We start from the raw sequence: 16,994 nt of genomic DNA, 5'->3' as shown, positions 1-16,994 counted from the left end.
CTCTCTCCGCCACACGAGGTCCTTGTTTGATCGTGTAGGATTTTGTGTAGTTGATCCAGTGCAGTCATCGGAGGCTTCGTGCTCGCGCGGCAACGACAGGCGGTGATCCTCGAGGAGGCGCGCCGGACCGGGGCGGTCCGGGTCAGCGACCTCGTCACGAGGCTCGGCGTTTCCGACATGACGGTGCGCCGCGACCTCGACGTGCTGGCCGCCCGCGGTCTGGTCGAGAAGGTCTACGGCGGCGCCACCTCCATCGTCGGCAAGAGCACCGACGAGCCCGGTTTCGAGGCCAAATCCGTGCGCCAGCGCGCGCAGAAGGAGGCGATCGCCGCCCTCGCGGCCGGGTTGGTCCGGCCGGGCACCGCGATCGGCATCTCCGCCGGCACCACCACCTGGACGCTGGCCAGGGCCCTGGACGAGGTCCCCGGCCTGACGATCGTCACGAACTCCATCCAGGTCGCCGACGTGCTGCGCGGCGCGAACCAGCCGGATCGCACGGTGGTCCTCACCGGCGGCGTCCGCACCCCGTCGGACGCCCTCGTCGGGCCGGTCGCCGTGCAGAGCCTGCGGTCGCTGCACCTGGACGTCGTCTTCCTCGGCGTGCACGGGATGGCCGACGGCCCCGGTTTCACCACGCCGAACCTCACCGAATCCGAGACCGACCGCGCGCTCGTCGAAGCGGGCCGCAAACTGGTCGTGCTGGCCGACCACACCAAATGGGGCATCGTCGGCATCTCCACCATCGCCGGGCTCGAAGAGGCCGACTTCGTCGTCTCGGACGACGGTTTGTCCGACAACGCAAGGGAAACGCTCACCGAGCAGGCGGGTGAGCTGATGATCGCCGAAACGGCGGAGACGGCTGAGGCTGAAGAAGCGTGAAGCGCACGGTTAGGCACCTGGCCGACGGCCGGGAGATCATCTATTTCGACTCGCCCGGCGCGCCCGAGCGCACCGCCGAGGACACCCGTGACCTGCCGCAGGTCGCGGCGGCGTCGGAGATCCGGCGCGACCCGCTGACCGGCGAATGGGTGGCGATGGCCGCGCACCGGCAGACGCGGACCTACAAACCGCCCGCCGACCTGTGCCCGCTGTGTCCCACGAAACCCGGGAAACCCAGCGAGATCCCGGAGCCGGACTACGACGTCGCGGTGTTCGAGAACCGCTTCCCCTCCTTCTCCCGCACCGTCATCGGCGACTCGTCCACAGTGGACGGAGCCGGGCTGGTGCCGATCGCGCCGGGTGTCGGTCGCTGCGAGGTCGTCTGTTTCACCAGCGACCACGACGGCTCTTTCGCCGGGCTGACCGCGAAACAGGTCCGCGCGGTCGTCGACGCCTGGGCCGACCGCACCGCGGAACTGTCCGCCATGGACGGTGTCGAGCAGGTCTTCCCGTTCGAGAACCGCGGCGAAGAGATCGGCGTGACCCTGCATCACCCGCACGGGCAGATCTACGGCTACCCGTTCGTCACGCCGAAGACCGAGCGGATGCTGGAGGTCGCCCGCGCTTACGAGGCCGAACACGGCCGTCCGGTGATGGGCGACGTGCTGGCCGCCGAGCGGGAATCCGGAGCGCGGGTCGTGGTCGCGGGCGAACACTGGACGGCGTTCGTGCCGCCCGCCGCGCGCTGGCCGGTGCAGGTCCAGATCGTGCCGCATCGCCAGGTGCCCGACATCCCCGCGCTGTCGGACGCCGAGCGCGACGACTTTTCCGACGTCTACCTCGAAGTCCTTCGCCGCTGCGACGGGCTCTACGACCGGCCGCTGCCCTACATCGCGGCCTGGAACCAGGCGCCTGCCAAACGCGATCGCGAACTCGGCTGGCTGTACCTGGAGGTGTTCTCGGTCCTGCGGTCCAAGGACAAGCTGAAGTACCTGGCGGGGTCGGAGTCCGGAATGGCCGTGTGGATCAACGACGCCACCCCCGAGCAGATCGCGGACAGGCTGCGCGCCACCCGCTGACGGGGCCATACTCATGTGCGATGCACAGCTTTGGCTCAGGAACTTCTCAGGACCATCCCGCAAGGTGAGGACATGACCGAGAACGACCCCAGCGCCCAGGACGCCGAGAAGGCGCGGCCCGCCGGCACCCAGCCGGACGCGGAGCAGAGCGCGAGCTGGGCCGCACAGCCTGCGCCGCAGCAGCCTGACGCGACCGGCCTCGGCGGCCATGCCACTCCGCAGACCGGAGCGCAGCAGGCCTACACCCCGGAACAGCAGTACAACCCGTGGTCGCCCCAGGCCCAGACGCAGCAGGCCCAGGCCCAGCAGCAGGCTCCCACCCAGGAGCACCAGGCGCAGACCCAGCAGAACCCGTACACCCAGGGGCACCAGATCCCCGGCCAGCAGACGCCGTTCACCCAACCGGGTCCTTCGGTCTACGCGGTCCCGCAGCAGCGCCAGGCGCAGAAGTCCACCTCAGGCAAGCTGCTCGCCGGTGTCGCGGCGATCGCCCTGGTGGTCGGCGGTGTCGCGGGTGGCACGGTCGGCTACTTGACCGGCGACGCGTCCGGTGGCTCTTCCGTGAACGCGCTCGACGCGCCGAAACCCGCCCAGCAGACGGGCAACCTGCCCGCCGGCTCGGTCGAATCGGTGGCGCAGAAGCTGTCGCCGAGCGTGGTCGAGCTGCAGGTGTCCGGCCGCTCGGGCGCGGGCGAGGGCTCCGGTTTCGTGCTCAGCACCGACGGCTACGTCCTGACCAACAACCATGTCGTCGAGGTCGCCGCCGGTGGCGGCGGGCAGATCCAGGCGGTCTTCCAGGACGGCAAGAAGGGCACGGCGACCGTCGTCGGGCGTGACCCCACGACCGACATCGCCGTGGTGAAGGTCAGCGGCGTCAGCGGCCTGACCCCGGTCGAGCTCGGCCGGTCCGACGACCTGCGGGTCGGGCAGCCGGTGGTCGCCATCGGTTCGCCGTTCGAACTGGCGGGCACGGTCACCTCGGGCATCGTCAGCGCGCTGAACCGGCCGGTGAGCGCCGGTGGCGGTGGCGACCAGACCACGGTGATGTCGGCGGTGCAGACCGACGCGGCGATCAACCCGGGCAACTCCGGCGGCCCGCTCGCGAACATGGCGGGCCAGGTCATCGGCATCAACTCGGCGATCTACAGCCCGAAGTCCGCGCAGGGCCAGGGCGGCGAGAGCGGCGGCAACGTCGGCATCGGCTTCGCGATCCCGATCGACCAGGCCCGCCGCACGGCCGACGACATCATCAACACCGGCCAGGCGACGCAGACCTTCATCGGCGCACGAGTGCAGACGGCACCGACGGGTGGCGCGCAGCTCGGCGAGATCTCGCCGGGCAGCCCCGCCGAGAAGGCGGGCCTCAAATCTGGTGACGTCGTGACGAAGCTGGACGACCGCGCGATCCCCAACGCGGACGCGCTCGTCGCCGAGATCCGCACCCGGGCGCCGAACGACAAGGTCAAGTTCACCCTCAGCGGTGGCAAGGTCATCGAGGTGACCCTCGGCGGCCAGCCGGTCACCCCCAACTGATTCCAGACGCTCGGCCGCAGTGCGCGGCCGAGACCAACCCCGGCTCGAACCCCCAGCGGGCCGGACCCAGAGGCCACGCGCGACCGGCTGCCAATCCCGGTCGCGCGTGGCCCCTTTTATCGCGTCTTCCGGGGGACGAGCGCGGCCACGAGGACGCCGAGCCAGACGACCGCGAGGGTGACGAGCAGGCCGGTGACGGTGTCGGCGTCGTGCAGTCCCGGGTTCCGGGCGCCGCCGAAAGGCCGCCACAGCAAAGGGAACGCGAGCAGCGTCAGGACACCGGTGAGGACAGCGCCCGTCTTGACCGGGGTCCGCGAGCGTTCCGGGAGGAACCTGCTCAGCGTGAATCCCACGACGCCGACCAGGGGCGCGATCAGCAGGTCGTGGACCAGCGGACCGCCGGCGAGCCAGCCGAGCGTCCCGAAGACGTCCGGGCGCAACGGGAAGGCGTACTCGGCGAACAACGTCGCGCCCCAGGCGAGCGCGCCCAGGCCGGGCAGGAACAGCAGCAACCGCACCGTTTTCACAGCGTCTCCAACCGGGTGACCCATTTCGTCTGCAGGACGCCGGGCCGGTTCGGGGCGATGATCCGGCACGGGAAGCCGTGGTCGGCGTCGAGCACTTCGCCGTTGAGTTCCAGGGCCAGCAGGGTGAGTTCGTCCGCGGTGTGCTCGCCGGGGAGATCGCTGATCCCGTAAGGGCCCGCCTTCTCCAGTGAGAACACGCGGACCGGGGTGCCCGGCGCGCCTCCGGCGTGCCGCAGCAACTCCGGCAGCGAGACACCGCTCCACCGCGCGGACTGGCTCCAGCCCTCGACGCACGCGATCGGCAGTTCGGCGGAGACCCGAGGGAGCGCGCGGAGTTCTTCCAGCGAAAAGGTTTTCGTGCCCTTCGGCGTCACCACGGACAGCCGCCAGTTCGGGTCTTTCGCCGTTTCCAGAACGCCTGCCGCTTCGGCGGTCCGGTTCACCGGAAGGCCTTGCGGTCCCTTGTCGCTACGCCAGGACAGCCCGGAAACGCCGCGCAGCAACGGAACCGTCGCCCCGGCCGTCGCCACGACGGCGACTCCGGCGGCCAGCCAGGTCGTGCGGAGGAAGGCACGCCGCGAGGGCTCGGGTGCCTGGGGGACCGAGCGGCGGACGATCGGGAGTTTCACCGCGACGTGGACCAGGATCGAGCCGATCGCCACCCACGCGACCGCGTAATGCAGCTGCGGGAAGTAGAAGTTCCACGGATAGTTCTGCGCGACGTTGAACAGGCCGGTGACGAGTTCGAAGAAGGCGGCCGCGGACAGCACCAGGATCGACAGGCGTTCCAGCGCGTGCGGCAGGGAACGGATCACCGGACGCTCGAACAGCTTCGGGTAGACACTCCAGAGTTTGGCCAGCAGCAACGGGATCGACGCGATCCCGGAGATCACGTGCGTGCCCTGCGTGACCCGGTACAGCCAGACCGGGCGGCTCGGCCAGCCGAACCACGACGGCGGATGCTGGATCAGATGGCTGATCAGGCCGGTGACGAAGCACAGGGTGAAGGTGACGGCGAGGGCGAGCCCGATCCGGGACGTCACCCGCTCGGAAGTCGTGCTCATGCTTTCTCCAGGCAGGCGAACCAGCGGTGGTCGCGACGGGTGGCCCAGGCGACCCGGAACGCGGTGCGGGCGGCGAGTTCCGCGATCGCCTCGACGCCGACCCATGCCCAGGTGAACCAGGCGCCGCCGTCATCCGGGCGCAGCCGGACCCGGTCCTGCCGGATGCCGCGGCCGGGCGGTTCGAGCTCGACGAGCACCGTGCCGCCGTCGCCGACCAGTTCCGCCATCCGGGACAGGAGCCGGAGCGGGTCGCCGCCGATGCCGATGTTCCCGTCGGCGAGCAGGACGTGCCGCCAGCGGCCTTCCCCCGGCAGCCGGTCGAAGACGTCGCGGTGGAGCGCGACGGCGCCCCGGGCGTGGGTGAGCCGCACGGCGGTGGCCGAGATGTCGACGCCGAGCGAGGCGACACCACGTTCGGACAGCGCGGCGGTGAGCCTGCCGGGGCCGCAGCCGACGTCGAGCGTCGGGCCGTCACAGGCGTCGAGGAGGACGTCGTCGCCTTCGCAAGGGATGGCCGTCCAGCGGTCCACCGGCAGGTCGACGCGTTCGCCGGTCGCCAGTTCCAGCCAGCAGCGGTGGCCGAGCAGGCCACGATCGAAGGCGGTCACCGGACTTCGGCCACCGCTCGGGCGAACCGGCTCACCGGGTCGAGAGCCGCGACCCGGTGAGCGTCCGCGATCGTGTCCACATCGGACAGTGTGGGCAGGATTCCGGGTGCGAGGCCGACGTCGGTGAGCGCGCGCAGTGTCTGGTCGCCGGTGTCGTCGCGGGACATCGGGATTCCGGCGAGCGCCTTGGCGTGCAAGGGATCCTTGAGTCCCAGCGCCCACCAGCCGCCGTCCTCGGCCGGGCCAAGAACGGCGTCTTCGGGCCGGTTCGCGGCCTCGGCCAGCAAGTCCGGCGTGACCTGCGGGGTGTCCATCCCGATTTGCAGCACCGATTCCCCGGGACGGCAGGCGTCGGCGTGGGCGTTGACGAGACGGAGGTCGAATCCTTCACCACGCTGGGGGATGACCGCCGTTTTCCGCAGCGCTGTGGTGATTTCCGCGTTCTTCGCCGCCTTGCCGAGATCGCCGGTCAAGGCGACGACCACGCGTGCGTCCGGGGTCGCCAGGGCGGCGTCGAGGGTGTCGAGCAGCGAGGCGGCCGCGATCTCGGCGGCCTGCTCCGGCGTCGCGGGCGGGCAGAGCCGCGTCTTCGCGAAGCCGGGCACGGGCGCCTTGGCGACGATCAACAGGCAGAAGGTCATCGGCTCAGCACCCGCCCGAAATCCCGCGCCGCACGGAGGGTTCCGCGCAGTGAGCCGGAAACCTTCGACTTCGTGCCCTTGGCGCGTTCGCCGTACGAGACGTCGTACTCGGCGACCCGCCAGCCCGCGCGTTGTGCCTTGAGCAGCAGTTCGAGCGGGTAGCCGAAGGCGCGATCGGTGACGTCGAGATCGAGGAGCGCCTGCCGCCGGACGGCCCGCAGCGGCGCGATGTCGTGGACCGGCAATCCCTTGTACCGCAACAGGGCCGAGATCAGCGCGTTGCCGGCTCTCGCGTGCCACGGCCAGACCCCGGGACCGGTCGGCATTCGACGTCCGACCGTCATCTCGGCGTCGGCGAGTCCGCGCACCAGCATCGGCAGCTCGGCGAGGTCGAGGGATCCGTCGGCGTCGGCGAAGCACACGACGTCCGCCGTGGCCGCCTCCAGCCCGGTGTGCACGGCGGCGCCGTAGCCGCGGCGGGGTTCGTGGACGACCTTCGCCCCGAGCCCGGCCGCGATCTCGGCGGAGCCGTCGCTCGAACCGTTGTCGACCACGATCGCCCGATAGCGCGCGGGCAGGGCCGCCAGCACCCCGGGGAGGGCACCGGCCTCGTCGAGACAGGGGAGCACGACGTCAACCTGGTCATCGTTCACCCATCGCACGTTAAGTCCGGGGTGGACGGACGAAAACCCTTGCCGTGCTTACCGAATCATGACGTCGGTGAAGTTCTTACCGAGTTCTGACGGACCGCTCGCCGAGGCCGCCGGACGGCGGGAACGCGGTTATGGTGCCGGTGATGTCCACTGTCACCGCCCCCTCCCGCACGGGCCGCCGGGCCGATCTGATCGCCGTCGGGCTGGCGATGCTCGTGGTCGCCGCCGCGATCGCGGTCGGCCTCTACTACAACCGCCCCGGTTCCGGCGTGGTGATCTACGCCTTCGCGCCGCCGCTGTTCGGGTTGTGGCTGCCGCATGTGGGGCCGGGGTCGCTCGCCGCCGTCGTGCTCGCGCTCCTCGTCGTCACCAAAGGTCCCTCGCTCGCCGCGCGGCTGCGCTGGCGTCCGCTGCTCGCGCTCGGTTACGTGACCGCGCTGGCGTGGACGTTCTCGCTGGCGATGATCGACGGCTGGGCGCGCGGGTTCACCGGCAGGCTGACCACGGAGCACGAGTACCTGCACGAGGTCCCGGGGATCACCGACATCCCGAAGATGCTGAGCGAATTCTCGTCGCGCATCCTCGATTTCCAGCCGGATTCGTGGACGACGCACGTCTCCGGGCATCCGCCGGGCGCGACGCTGGTCTTCGTCTGGCTGGACCGGCTCGGCCTGCACGGCGGAGCCTGGGCCTCGACGTTCGTCGTGCTGGCCGGCTGCCTGGCCGTGGTCGCGGTACCGGTGACGCTCTCCGCGCTGGGCAGGCAGGACGCCGCGAGGACGGTCCTGCCGTTCGCCGTGCTGACCCCGGGGGCGATCTGGCTCGGCGTCTCGGCGGACGGGATGTTCGCCGGGGTGACCGCGACCGGGATCGCGCTGCTCGCGCTCGCCACCCGGCGGCGGATCCTCGCGCTTCCCGGCGGTCTGCTGCTCGGGTTCGGGCTCTTCCTCTCGTACGGTCTCGTGCTGCTGGGCGTGATCGTGCTGGCCGTCGTCGTGCTGACCCGCGAGTGGCGGATCCTGCTCCTCGCCGCGGCAGGGGTGGCCGCGGTCGTCGTGGCGTTCGCGCTGACCGGGTTCTGGTGGGTCGACGGCTATCACCTGGTGGTCGAGCGCTACTACCAGGGGATCGCGACGCTGCGCCCGTACTCCTATTGGGTGTGGGCGGATATCGCGGCGGTGCTGATCGCGATCGGACCGGCGGTGATCGCCGGGACGCGACGGGCGGGGGCGGAGTTCCTCGCCGAGCCGAAACGCTCGTTCCGCGACCCGGTCGTCCTGCTCGTACTGGCCGCGGCGCTGACGATCGCTTTCGCCGACCTTTCCGGCCTGTCGAAGGCGGAGGTCGAACGCATCTGGCTACCGTTCGAGGTGTGGCTGCTGCCCGCGGTGGCGCTGCTGCCGCCGAAGGGGCGGCAGTGGTGGCTCGCCGCGTCGGCGGCCACGGCGCTGGTGGTGAACCATCTGGTGCTGACGAGCTGGTGAGGTGGATGGCATGACGGAACAGGGCCGCGTGCTCGTGGTCGACGACGACGAGACCGTGCGGGACGTCGTCCGGCGGTACCTGGAGGTCGCGGGCTTCGAGGTCGACGTCGCCGGGGACGGCACCGAGGGGCTGCGGCTGTTCTCCGAGACCGGCCCGGACCTCGTGGTGCTCGACGTGATGATGCCCGGTCTCAACGGACTCGAAGTGTGCCGCAGGCTGCGGCAGGTGAGCCAGGTGCCGGTCGTCATGCTGACCGCGCTCGGCGAGGAGGAGAACCGGATCGCCGGGCTTCAGCTCGGCGCCGACGACTACGTCACGAAACCCTTCAGCCCCAAGGAACTCGCGTTGCGCGTGGCGTCGGTCCTGCGCCGGGCGCGGATGCCGCGGCCGGAACCCGCGGCGCGGCGGATCACCGACGGGGACCTCTCGTTGCAGATGACGGCGCGGCAGGCGACCCTCGGCGGCGCCGAACTTCCTTTGACGAGCCGGGAATTCGATCTGCTGGCGTTCTTCCTCACGCATCCCGGCGTGGCGTTCTCCCGCGCCGATCTGCTGGAGAAGGTCTGGGGCTGGGACTTCGGCGACCAGTCCACCGTGACCGTCCACGTGCGACGGTTGCGGGAGAAGATCGAGCGGAACCCGGCCAAACCCGTCCGCGTCGCCACCGTGTGGGGCGTCGGCTACCGGTACGACCCGGTGGTGCGGCCGTGATCGGCTCCGGGGAGTCGTTCGGTGAGATGCTGGCGCACGCCTGGCACATCCTGCCGTTCGCGCTGATGTTCGCGGTGCCGGTGGTGCTGCTCGGCTGGCTGGCGCTGTATCTGCGCAGGCGGGGTTCGCTGGCGGGCACGATGACGATCCTCGTGCTGATCCCGGTGCTGGCGACGCTGATCGCGGTGCTCGGGATCAGCGGGTTCATGTTCACCCCGGCGCTGACCACGATGACGCTGGTCTGCCTGCTGGTCGCGCTGGTGACCGTGCCCCCGGCGCTGGTGCTCGGCCGCATGATCGCGCGCCGCAGCGTGTGGGAGCGGGAGGCGCGGGAACGGGAACGCGCGGCGGAGGCGTCACGCCGCGAACTGGTCGCGTGGATCAGCCACGACCTGCGCAGCCCGCTGGCCGGGATCCAGGCGATGGCCGAGGCCGTCGCGGACGGTGTCGTCGCCGAGCCGATCGAGGTCACCGGGTACGCGCGGCGGATCAGCGGCGAGACCACGCGGCTGTCGGGCATGGTCGGCGATCTGTTCGAGCTGTCGCGGATCACCGCGGGCGCGCTGGAGCTGACCATGGCCGCCGTGCCGCTGCGTGACGTCGTGAGCGACGCCGTCGCCGCGCAGGCGCCGCTCGCCGAGCAGAAACGCGTGCGGATGATCGAGCAGGCCACCGTGTGGCCGGTCGTCTCCGGCAGTGACCCGGAGCTGGCGCGGATCGTGCGCAACCTGGTGTCCAACGCCGTGCGGCACACCCCGCCGGACGGGACGGTCGCGGTCCAGATCGGCATCGAAGGCGGTGAGGCGCTGCTGGCGGTCTCCGACGGCTGCGGCGGGATCCCCGAGAACGAGATCGGGCGCGTCTTCGACGTCGCGTTCCGCGGGACGCCGGCGCGGACGCCCGAACGCGGCGGGCTGGCGAGCGGCGGCGGACTCGGGCTGGCGATCGCGAAAGGCCTCGTCGAGGCCCATCGCGGCCGTATCGGCGTCCGGAACGACGGTCCAGGCTGCCGTTTCGAGGTCCGGCTGCCGCTCGCGATGCCCTAAAGCCGCAGGAAACCCATGTCCGGGAAGTGCGCGGGCGCGATGATCGCGCCGGTCTCTTCGGCTTCGGCGAGGAAGCGCTGCCGGGTGCGGAGCGCGAGATCCGGGTCGACGTCGCCGAGAAAGCCCACCCGCGTGTCCGTCAGCTGCGCGGGCGTGTGCAGGACGTCGCCGAGCAGCAGCAGGCGCTCGTCGTCCGCGGTGATGTCGAGGACGTAGTGACCAGGCGTGTGGCCGGGGGCGTGCCGGGCCACGATGCCGGGCGCGATCTCGACGTCGTCACCGCTGATCGCTTCGGTCAGGCCCGCGCCGCGCGCGGTCTCCATGCCGACGCGAGGCCAATCGCCCGTCCCGGCGGGCTCGATCAGGGCTTCCCAGTCGAGCTGCCCGAAGACGACCTGAGCTCTGGGGAAGGTCAGGTCGCCTTCGGGGGCGATCCAGCCGATGTGGTCGTTGTGCAGGTGGGTGAGAAAGACGGTGTCGATCTCGCCGACCGGGCAGCCCGCCTTGTCGAGCGCGGCCGCGAGGTCGCCACCCGTGCCCATCGGCGGGGTGGGGTCGCCCTTGGCGGGCGTCATTCCCTGGGGGAAGGCGAACTCGCGGGGGCCGAGGCCGGTGTCGACGAGGATCGTGCGGCCGTTGCCGCGGATCAGGTACGCGCCGGTCGGGACGTGCACGGTGCCGTCCTCGTCGAAGACCTCCGGGTGGGCTTCCGGGTCGAGACCGGGGAAGAACGCGAGCGGCAGCCGGATCAGGCCGTCTCCGATCGCTTCGATCTCGATGTCTCCGACGGTGATGCCCACCAAAACCCCCAAAAAGTCGATTCCATTGCCGGGAACGACAACCGAGCGGGGGCCCGGTCTGTTCCCGGTTTCAGGAAGCGACCGGTTCCCGCAGTTCAGCGGTGGCGAACGCGGCGATGCCTTCGGCGAAACCGGTTCGCGCGGTGAAGCCGAGGAGCCGTTCGGCGCGGGCGGGGTCGGCGACGACGTGCCGGACGTCGGCGGGCCGCGCGCCACCCGCGATCTTCGGAGCCGGGCCGTCACAGGCCTTCGCGAGTTCTATGGCGAGCTCGCCGACCGAGTGCGGCTGGCCGGAACAGATGTTCAGCGGAGTCAGGTCGCCTTTGGGGCCGTCGGTGGTCAGCGCCAGGACGTTCGCTCTCGCCACGTCGTGGACGTGCACGAAATCGCGCTGCTGCTTGCCGTCCTCCAGGACAATCGGCGCCTCGCCGCGCAGGAGCGAGGACCGGAACAGCGACGCGACGCCCGCGTACGGCGTGTTCTGCGGCATCCGGGGTCCGTAGACGTTGTGGTACCGCATGGCCCAGACCGTCCCGCCGGTCTGCCGGGCCCACGCCGCCGCAAGATGTTCCTGCGCGAGCTTGGTGGCCGCGTAGGTGCTTCGCGGCTGTAGCGGCGCGTCCTCGGGGACCAGCCGCCAGTCGAGTTCGGCGCCGCACGCCGGGCACGCGGGCTCGAAGCAGCCGGCGTCCGCATCGGACTGTTTCCGCGGCGACGGCGGGACGATCCCGTGAATGGGGCACTCGTAGCGGCCTTCGCCGTAGACGACCATCGACGACGCGAGCACCAGTTTCGGGATCTCGGCCCGGTGCATCGCGGCGAGCAGCACGGCCGTCCCGTAGTCGTTGTTCAGCGCGTACGACGGCGCGTCGGACGGATCGACGCCGTGCCCGACGACGGCCGCCTGGTGACAGACCGCGTCGACCCCGTCCAGCAGTTCGGCGACCAGCTCCGTATCGGTGACATCGCCACGCAGGAACCGGTGGCGGGCGGTGTACCCGGGCGGACGCGACGAACCGTGGGCGGTGCGCAAAAGGTTGTCGAGGACGACGACCTCGTGGCCCTGATCGGACAGCAGATCGGCGATGTGGGAGCCGATGAACCCGGCCCCGCCGGTTATCAGTGTTCGCACCTTCCCGACGCTAGGGGCGATCTCCGCCGTGGCCCCCGGATCAGCGGGTCACGTCAGGGAATCGTCACAACTCACGTCGCCCGGCACCACGGGAGCGAAGATCAGCCGAAACCGGATACGGTGTGCGTATGGAACGGAGCGCACAACGGCTGGGCCGCGCACTGGTGGTCATCGTGGACGACCGGGTCGCCCACGGCGAACACGAGGACAACACGGGACCGCTGGTCACGGAGCTGCTCGAAGAGGCGGGGTTCATCGTCGACGGTGTCGTGGTGGTCGAGGCCGAGACGGCCGCGATCCGCAACGCGCTCAACACCGCGGTGATCGGCGGTGCCGACCTGGTGATCACCGTCGGCGGCACCGGGGTCTCCCCGCGCGATCGCACGCCCGACGCGACGGCCGGTGTGCTCGACCGCCCGATCCCGGGCATCGGCGAGGCGCTGCGCGCGTCCGGGCTGGCCGCCGGCGCGGTGGACGCGGGCATCTCCCGCGGGCTCGTCGGCGTCTCCGGCAGCACGCTGGTGGTCAACCTGGCGGGTTCGCGCGCGGCCGTCCGCGACGGCATGGCGACGCTCTCGTCGCTCGTGCCGTACGTGATCGACGAGCTTTCCGGGCTCGAAGAGGCCTAGCCCGGCAAAGGCCTAGTCCTTTGTGGCGGGTCCGGGCTCCGGCCCGGGCTCGCCCTTTTTGTCCTGGTGGAGTACTCCTTCCACTTTCTCGGTGACCTGGCCGATCTTGTCCTCGAACCGGCCGCCGGTGACCTTGTTCGCCCCGGCGGACGCCACCGAGACACCCTTGGCCGCGACGTCGCCTGCCTTCTCGGCCAGCGGTCCGGCCTTCTCGCGGACTTCGCCCGCGACCTCTTCCGCTTTGTGGACGGCCTGCGCGGCCAGTCCCTTCGCTTTGTCGACAATGCCCATGTGTCGATGGTCCCACCGGCGGGCGGACGCCGCGACCGGTGCGAAAATGGCTGTCATGCCAGGTGAAGACAAGGACGAGCGCCCTTCCGCCGCGACCCGGCGCCGGGTCGACGAGATCTTCGGCGATGTCCTGCCCGACACGACCTCCGACGAGCGAGAGCCGGGGCAGCGCACCCCGGACTCCGACTCGTGGTACCTGGAGAACCGGCCGCCTCATCACGACCGGTGACCCGGGTCAGCCCTGGCGGTTCTGCTGCGCGCGCAGCAGGTCGCGGATCTCGGTGAGCAGCTCGACGTCGGTCGGTTCCGCCGGGCCCGCCTCTTCACCGCGCTTGCGCCGCTCCTGGACGTGCTTGACCGGCAGCACGATCACGAAGTAGACGACGGCCGCGACCAACACGAAGTTGATCGCCGCGTTGATCACGCCACCGAAGTCGAGGAACGTGGCGTCGTTCTCGGCGAGGATGTTGAACCCCAGCCCCTTGGCGGCGTCCGAACCGCCGATGGTGTTGATCAGCGGTTTGATCAGGCCGTTCGTGAAAGCCGTGACGATCGCCGTGAACGCGGCGCCGATGACCACCGCGACCGCGAGGTCGACGACGTTCCCGCGCATCAGGAAGTCCTTGAAACCCTTGAGCAAGACGCTCTCCTCTTCACCTGGGGACGGTTCGCCGACCGTCCCTCTTCGTACCGGGGGGACGCAGGCGCCCGCCGCCACCGGGCAGGCGCGAGCTAGCGGAGGGTAACCGTTATGGACCGTTCCAGCGAAGTGGCCGCGACCCGTGTCGCGATCGCGGAAGGCAGGGAGAGCAGCACCAAAGGTCCCTTGCTCCCGGCGCCGGTGGCCTTCGGCTCACGGGTGTCCTGCTCGCCGACGGCCGCCACGACAGCCGCGCTGGCCAGCACAGACGCCTCTCGCCCGGCTTCGGCGGCCGCGACGACGTCGACCCGTTGACCGGGCCTGAGCAGTTCGGCGACACCCGCGTCGGCGAGCCTCACCGGGACAGTTGAACTTTCGGGATCACCCGATCCGGGGATGGCCGCGTCCAGCAGGCGGACGTCCGTCAGTGGTTCCCCCGCTCGCGCGGCTCCGATGAGCATCCGTCCCTCCACCGAGGACCGCTGACCGGTGGTGCCCTGTGGACGGACGTCGTCCGGGAGGTCGACGACTTCGACGTCTCCGGCGCGCAGCAGTGACCCGGCCGGGAGGTCGCGGGCGGAGACCACGGTCGCGACGCCGGGCTCACCGCGCGCGGACGCGGGGAGGAAGAGCGCGACCAGGCCGCTGAGCAGCAGGGACAGGGCAAGCCAGCGGCGGAGCAGCCGCGCGGGCCTGCCGCGGAGTCTTCGCAGGACGGGCAGATCGTGGAACACGGGATTCCCCTTCGTCGATCGGTGATGATCTCGACGCTAGGGGCCGGTGCGACGCCCTGGAAAGAACGAAAACCCCCGGCTGTGGATAACCGGGGGCCTGTGGACAACTCGGGACGTCAGGAAGCGGCGGCGGCCGTTTTCGTCGTACCCGTGGAGGAGGATGCCGAGCTCTTCGACTCGCTCTTGGTCTCCGTCTTCGACTCCGACTTGGTCTCGGTCTTGGACTCGCTCTTAGCCGACGACGAGCTGGACGTCGTGTTGGCCTTCGAGTCGCGCGAATCGTTGCGGTAGAACCCGCTGCCCTTGAAGACCACGCCGACCGAGCTGAAGACCTTGCGAAGCGGGCCCGAGCACTGCGGGCACACGGTCAAGCTCGCGTCGGAGAACGACTGCACGGCCTCGAAAGCGTGCTCGCATTCCTTGCAGGCGTATTGGTAGGTGGGCACTGCTGCTCCTTCGTGCATTGGCACTCAGCCGACAAGAGTGCTAACGCCACACGGTACCGGGGCATTCCGACGCAGGTCAAACAAGGTTTCCCAAGGTCACATGAGGACCTGGTCACGCCACTTGTATCGCACCTGTTCCGTGTCGGGCCGAGAGCGGCTCCGGTCCGGGGTAACGAGCCGTCATGAGCTGGGCGATCTCCGAGTGTGCCTCGCGCGTCACCCTGGGTGCGCCGGAGCTCGGCTTGTCCGTAACGCGTCGAGAGCCAACCGCGACTGCATGGGGCAGTGAGTGGCATGCGGATTGCCCAGTTGATCAAGGTGTCGGAGGCGGCCTGATCGGATGACGATCTCCTGGCGAGCTAGCCGGGACCAGGCTCGTTGTTCTAATATCGCACACATGCAAGTCGACGGGGAAACCATGGGTAGAAAGATCGCGGAGGCTCGTGACCGGGTCGGGGTCACGCAAGCCGGCCTGGCTTCGACGATAGGCATCGATCGATCTGCGCTGGCGAAGATCGAGTCTGGCACCAGAAGGGTTTCGGCGCTCGAGCTGGCCAGGATCGCGGACGCACTCGGTGAGCGTATCGAGTGGTTTGTCATGGAGACTCCTGAGGCGATCGTGTCTCATCGCAACCTTGCGGACCCCGGCCAAGAGAGCCCGCAGATAGATCGCCTCGTTGCGAAAATCGCCTGGAACGTCGAGTTCGTAGTCGACCATTGTGAGAATCTGAAGTTTGACAGTATTGAGCACCTTGACAGGCCGATCAACAAGGATGAAGCCGAAAAGGCGGCCGTGACTGCCAGGTTGATGTTGGGCCTGGAACCTGGTCAGCCGTTTTATGACATCGCGGCCACCGTTCAAAAGATCGGTTTGCTCTGTTTTTCCTTCGACTTGGGCAAGGATAGTGCTGACGCAGCGTCAATTCTGCTGCGTCACGGCGGGGTTGCTGTGATCAATGGGAACCTCCATGTCGGCCGTCGTCGTCTTGCACTGGTGCATGAGCTTGGGCATTTCTTGTTCGCTGACGAATATACGGTCGACTGGAGAGTGCTGGAGAAGTCGGACGACGATGCTTGGGAATCTCGGCTCGATCGATTTGCCCGTGCGGTTCTCTTGCCTGCGAAGGCGATCAAGGAGCAGTGGGAATCGCTGCTGAAGTCCGGGGACGGCTTGCGTGTTGCCGCCATCAGGGTCGCGAGTAAATACCGAGTCGACATGACGACGCTTGCTTTGCGGCTGACCGATCTCGGCGTTATAGGTCAATCGGACTTTTCGGCGATTCGAGCCGCGAGGACAACGCGAGCCGATATTGTTGACCTGAATCTTGTCACCAGTGACGAGCTGGCTCCGCCTTTCATGAATCGGGCCTATGAAGAGGCAATTCTGAAGCTTTACAGGCAAGAGGTCGTGTCATCTGCCCGTGCTACCGATTTGCTATTTGACGAATGGCAGGAAGACGATCTGCCCGAGTTGCAGCAAGCTCCAGAGAGCGCTGTCTGGAAATTTGTGTGATGGCGGATTCTGTTTCGCATGAATCGATGGTGCCTGCCGACCAAATTCTCGTATTCGACACGAGTCCGCTTGCGCATTTTGCCAGGCAGAACTGGCTGGGTGTCCTGAAGGCGGTGGTCGGTGAGCGCGAGGCGATTGTGCCGGACGTGGTCGTCGACGAGTTGAACGAAATGGCCTTGCGTGACGATCGGGTCGCTGTGGCGGCCGCGGCCGACTGGATCCAGCGACGTGAGTTGAGGACTTCCGAAGAGATCCGAGAGTTCGCCTACTTCTCCTCTCTTCTCGTTCGCGGAAACAGGAACCGCGGGGAGTCCGGTGTGCTGGCCCTGGCCAAGACCGCAGGTGGAACGGCTGTTATCGACGATGGTGCGGGCCGCCGGGCGGCCAGGGCAAACTCTGTGCCGCTCAAGCCCACGCTGAGCCTGCTTTGTGAAGCTATTCGGAAAGATTTGTTGACCATTAAGCTGGTATCGGCCTTGGCCGACGATTTGCTGATCAGTCAGTATCGGCTGCCCTTCAGCCCGGGACAGTTCGAAACCTGGGCCAAGGACAACGGTGTCGTATAGCACTTCGCTGACTTGAC

At 69.0% G+C, this 16,994-nt stretch carries 21 protein-coding genes; 10 read left to right on the top strand and 11 right to left on the bottom strand.

Annotated features, from left to right (window positions below):
• Window positions 1-78: 78 nt before the first annotated feature.
• From IE302_RS17640 to IE302_RS17630, 3 genes are all read left to right on the top strand, one after another.
• Entirely contained in the window at window positions 79-879 is an 801-nt protein-coding gene (locus IE302_RS17640) for a DeoR/GlpR family DNA-binding transcription regulator (protein ID WP_191255566.1), read from the top strand.
• A complete protein-coding gene (gene galT / locus IE302_RS17635) occupies window positions 876-1,958 on the top strand; it encodes a galactose-1-phosphate uridylyltransferase (protein ID WP_191255565.1) in 1,083 nt (360 codons plus the stop codon). Before IE302_RS17640 ends, galT begins: the two co-directional genes overlap by 4 nt.
• A gap of 72 nt (window positions 1,959-2,030) precedes the next feature.
• Window positions 2,031-3,491: a S1C family serine protease gene (locus tag IE302_RS17630; protein WP_191255564.1), complete on the top strand. Its 1,461-nt coding sequence runs from the start codon at window positions 2,031-2,033 to the stop codon at window positions 3,489-3,491.
• A 116-nt stretch (window positions 3,492-3,607) separates the two neighbouring features.
• Here the strand turns inward: IE302_RS17630 and IE302_RS17625 are convergent, their stop codons facing one another.
• Genes IE302_RS17625 through IE302_RS17605 form a run of 5 tightly spaced genes read right to left on the bottom strand, consistent with a single transcriptional unit; the run spans window position 3,608 to window position 6,984 of the window.
• The gene (locus tag IE302_RS17625) at window positions 3,608-4,018 is read right to left on the bottom strand and encodes a hypothetical protein (protein WP_191255563.1); all 411 of its coding nucleotides are present in this window, start codon (window positions 4,016-4,018) and stop codon (window positions 3,608-3,610) included.
• Window positions 4,015-5,082 carry a molybdopterin-dependent oxidoreductase gene (locus IE302_RS17620; RefSeq protein ID WP_191255562.1) on the bottom strand — a complete coding sequence of 356 codons (1,068 nt, stop codon included), beginning with the start codon at window positions 5,080-5,082 and terminating at the stop codon, window positions 4,015-4,017. Before IE302_RS17620 ends, IE302_RS17625 begins: the two co-directional genes overlap by 4 nt.
• Entirely contained in the window at window positions 5,079-5,690 is a 612-nt protein-coding gene (locus IE302_RS17615) for a methyltransferase domain-containing protein (RefSeq protein ID WP_191255561.1), read from the bottom strand. Before IE302_RS17615 ends, IE302_RS17620 begins: the two co-directional genes overlap by 4 nt.
• The gene (locus tag IE302_RS17610; RefSeq protein ID WP_191255560.1) at window positions 5,687-6,331 is read right to left on the bottom strand and encodes a TIGR04282 family arsenosugar biosynthesis glycosyltransferase; all 645 of its coding nucleotides are present in this window, start codon (window positions 6,329-6,331) and stop codon (window positions 5,687-5,689) included. Before IE302_RS17610 ends, IE302_RS17615 begins: the two co-directional genes overlap by 4 nt.
• Entirely contained in the window at window positions 6,328-6,984 is a 657-nt protein-coding gene (locus IE302_RS17605) for a glycosyltransferase family 2 protein (protein ID WP_191255559.1), read from the bottom strand. Before IE302_RS17605 ends, IE302_RS17610 begins: the two co-directional genes overlap by 4 nt.
• A 131-nt stretch (window positions 6,985-7,115) precedes the next feature.
• Between IE302_RS17605 and IE302_RS17600 the strand changes: the two genes are divergently transcribed.
• Genes IE302_RS17600 through IE302_RS17590 form a run of 3 tightly spaced genes read left to right on the top strand, consistent with a single transcriptional unit; the run spans window position 7,116 to window position 10,226 of the window.
• On the top strand, window positions 7,116-8,468 hold the full coding sequence (locus IE302_RS17600) for a hypothetical protein (protein ID WP_191255558.1): 1,353 nt from the start codon (window positions 7,116-7,118) through the stop codon (window positions 8,466-8,468).
• 10 nt (window positions 8,469-8,478) lie between these two features.
• Window positions 8,479-9,180, top strand: coding sequence for a response regulator transcription factor (locus tag IE302_RS17595; protein ID WP_191255557.1), 702 nt, complete (start codon window positions 8,479-8,481; stop codon window positions 9,178-9,180).
• Window positions 9,177-10,226, top strand: a complete 1,050-nt coding sequence (locus IE302_RS17590) for a sensor histidine kinase (protein WP_191255556.1) — start codon at window positions 9,177-9,179, stop codon at window positions 10,224-10,226. The genes IE302_RS17595 and IE302_RS17590 overlap by 4 nt, the downstream gene beginning before the upstream one ends.
• Here IE302_RS17590 and IE302_RS17585 read toward each other — a convergent pair.
• A complete protein-coding gene (locus IE302_RS17585; protein WP_191255555.1) occupies window positions 10,223-11,026 on the bottom strand; it encodes an MBL fold metallo-hydrolase in 804 nt (267 codons plus the stop codon). The genes IE302_RS17590 and IE302_RS17585 overlap by 4 nt on opposite strands.
• Window positions 11,027-11,096: 70 nt before the next feature.
• The gene (locus IE302_RS17580; protein ID WP_191255554.1) at window positions 11,097-12,158 is read right to left on the bottom strand and encodes an NAD-dependent epimerase/dehydratase family protein; all 1,062 of its coding nucleotides are present in this window, start codon (window positions 12,156-12,158) and stop codon (window positions 11,097-11,099) included.
• Window positions 12,159-12,286: 128 nt separating this feature from the next.
• Between IE302_RS17580 and IE302_RS17575 the strand changes: the two genes are divergently transcribed.
• A complete protein-coding gene (locus tag IE302_RS17575) occupies window positions 12,287-12,787 on the top strand; it encodes a MogA/MoaB family molybdenum cofactor biosynthesis protein (protein ID WP_005155592.1) in 501 nt (166 codons plus the stop codon).
• Between the two features lie 12 nt (window positions 12,788-12,799).
• On the opposite strand, the gene IE302_RS17570 is transcribed toward IE302_RS17575, so the two are convergent.
• Window positions 12,800-13,078: a hypothetical protein gene (locus IE302_RS17570; RefSeq protein ID WP_191255553.1), complete on the bottom strand. Its 279-nt coding sequence runs from the start codon at window positions 13,076-13,078 to the stop codon at window positions 12,800-12,802.
• A gap of 55 nt (window positions 13,079-13,133) precedes the next feature.
• Here IE302_RS17570 and IE302_RS17565 point away from each other — a divergent pair, with 55 nt between their 5' ends.
• Complete coding sequence (locus IE302_RS17565; RefSeq protein ID WP_191255552.1) at window positions 13,134-13,307, top strand: hypothetical protein; 174 nt, start codon at window positions 13,134-13,136, stop codon at window positions 13,305-13,307.
• Window positions 13,308-13,313: 6 nt separating this feature from the next.
• Here the strand turns inward: IE302_RS17565 and mscL are convergent, their stop codons facing one another.
• The 3 genes from mscL to IE302_RS17550 form a co-directional block, all read right to left on the bottom strand.
• A complete protein-coding gene (gene mscL / locus IE302_RS17560) occupies window positions 13,314-13,718 on the bottom strand; it encodes a large-conductance mechanosensitive channel protein MscL (protein ID WP_005155596.1) in 405 nt (134 codons plus the stop codon).
• A 92-nt stretch (window positions 13,719-13,810) separates the two neighbouring features.
• A complete protein-coding gene (locus tag IE302_RS17555; RefSeq protein ID WP_191255551.1) occupies window positions 13,811-14,452 on the bottom strand; it encodes an SAF domain-containing protein in 642 nt (213 codons plus the stop codon).
• 116 nt (window positions 14,453-14,568) lie between these two features.
• Window positions 14,569-14,898 (bottom strand): FmdB family zinc ribbon protein, encoded by a 330-nt coding sequence (locus IE302_RS17550; RefSeq protein ID WP_191255550.1) that lies wholly within the window; start codon window positions 14,896-14,898, stop codon window positions 14,569-14,571.
• A 397-nt stretch (window positions 14,899-15,295) separates the two neighbouring features.
• Here IE302_RS17550 and IE302_RS17545 point away from each other — a divergent pair, with 397 nt between their 5' ends.
• Together IE302_RS17545 and IE302_RS17540 are read left to right on the top strand one after the other, a co-directional pair.
• On the top strand, window positions 15,296-16,411 hold the full coding sequence (locus IE302_RS17545; protein ID WP_191255549.1) for a helix-turn-helix domain-containing protein: 1,116 nt from the start codon (window positions 15,296-15,298) through the stop codon (window positions 16,409-16,411).
• Window positions 16,411-16,977, top strand: a complete 567-nt coding sequence (locus IE302_RS17540) for a PIN domain-containing protein (RefSeq protein ID WP_229907813.1) — start codon at window positions 16,411-16,413, stop codon at window positions 16,975-16,977. The genes IE302_RS17545 and IE302_RS17540 overlap by 1 nt, the downstream gene beginning before the upstream one ends.
• Window positions 16,978-16,994: the final 17 nt, after the last annotated feature.

Source organism: Amycolatopsis oliviviridis, from assembly GCF_014654365.1.
GTDB lineage: Bacteria > Actinomycetota > Actinomycetes > Mycobacteriales > Pseudonocardiaceae > Amycolatopsis > Amycolatopsis oliviviridis.
This window is presented reverse-complemented; position numbering and strand designations above follow the sequence as displayed.

Excerpts from the sequence above, each read along its gene's own strand:
- IE302_RS17600 (WP_191255558.1), top strand. The coding sequence starts at position 7,116 with ATGGTGCCGGTGATGTCCACTGTCACCGCCCCCTCCCGCACGGGCCGC.
- IE302_RS17575 (WP_005155592.1), top strand. The coding sequence starts at position 12,287 with ATGGAACGGAGCGCACAACGGCTGGGCCGCGCACTGGTGGTCATCGTG.
- IE302_RS17595 (WP_191255557.1), top strand. The coding sequence starts at position 8,479 with ATGACGGAACAGGGCCGCGTGCTCGTGGTCGACGACGACGAGACCGTG.
- IE302_RS17630 (WP_191255564.1), top strand. The coding sequence starts at position 2,031 with ATGACCGAGAACGACCCCAGCGCCCAGGACGCCGAGAAGGCGCGGCCC.
- IE302_RS17540 (WP_229907813.1), top strand. The coding sequence starts at position 16,411 with ATGGCGGATTCTGTTTCGCATGAATCGATGGTGCCTGCCGACCAAATT.
- IE302_RS17570 (WP_191255553.1), bottom strand. The coding sequence starts at position 13,078 with ATGGGCATTGTCGACAAAGCGAAGGGACTGGCCGCGCAGGCCGTCCAC.
- IE302_RS17620 (WP_191255562.1), bottom strand. The coding sequence starts at position 5,082 with ATGAGCACGACTTCCGAGCGGGTGACGTCCCGGATCGGGCTCGCCCTC.
- IE302_RS17610 (WP_191255560.1), bottom strand. The coding sequence starts at position 6,331 with ATGACCTTCTGCCTGTTGATCGTCGCCAAGGCGCCCGTGCCCGGCTTC.
- IE302_RS17565 (WP_191255552.1), top strand. The coding sequence starts at position 13,134 with ATGCCAGGTGAAGACAAGGACGAGCGCCCTTCCGCCGCGACCCGGCGC.
- IE302_RS17545 (WP_191255549.1), top strand. The coding sequence starts at position 15,296 with ATGCAAGTCGACGGGGAAACCATGGGTAGAAAGATCGCGGAGGCTCGT.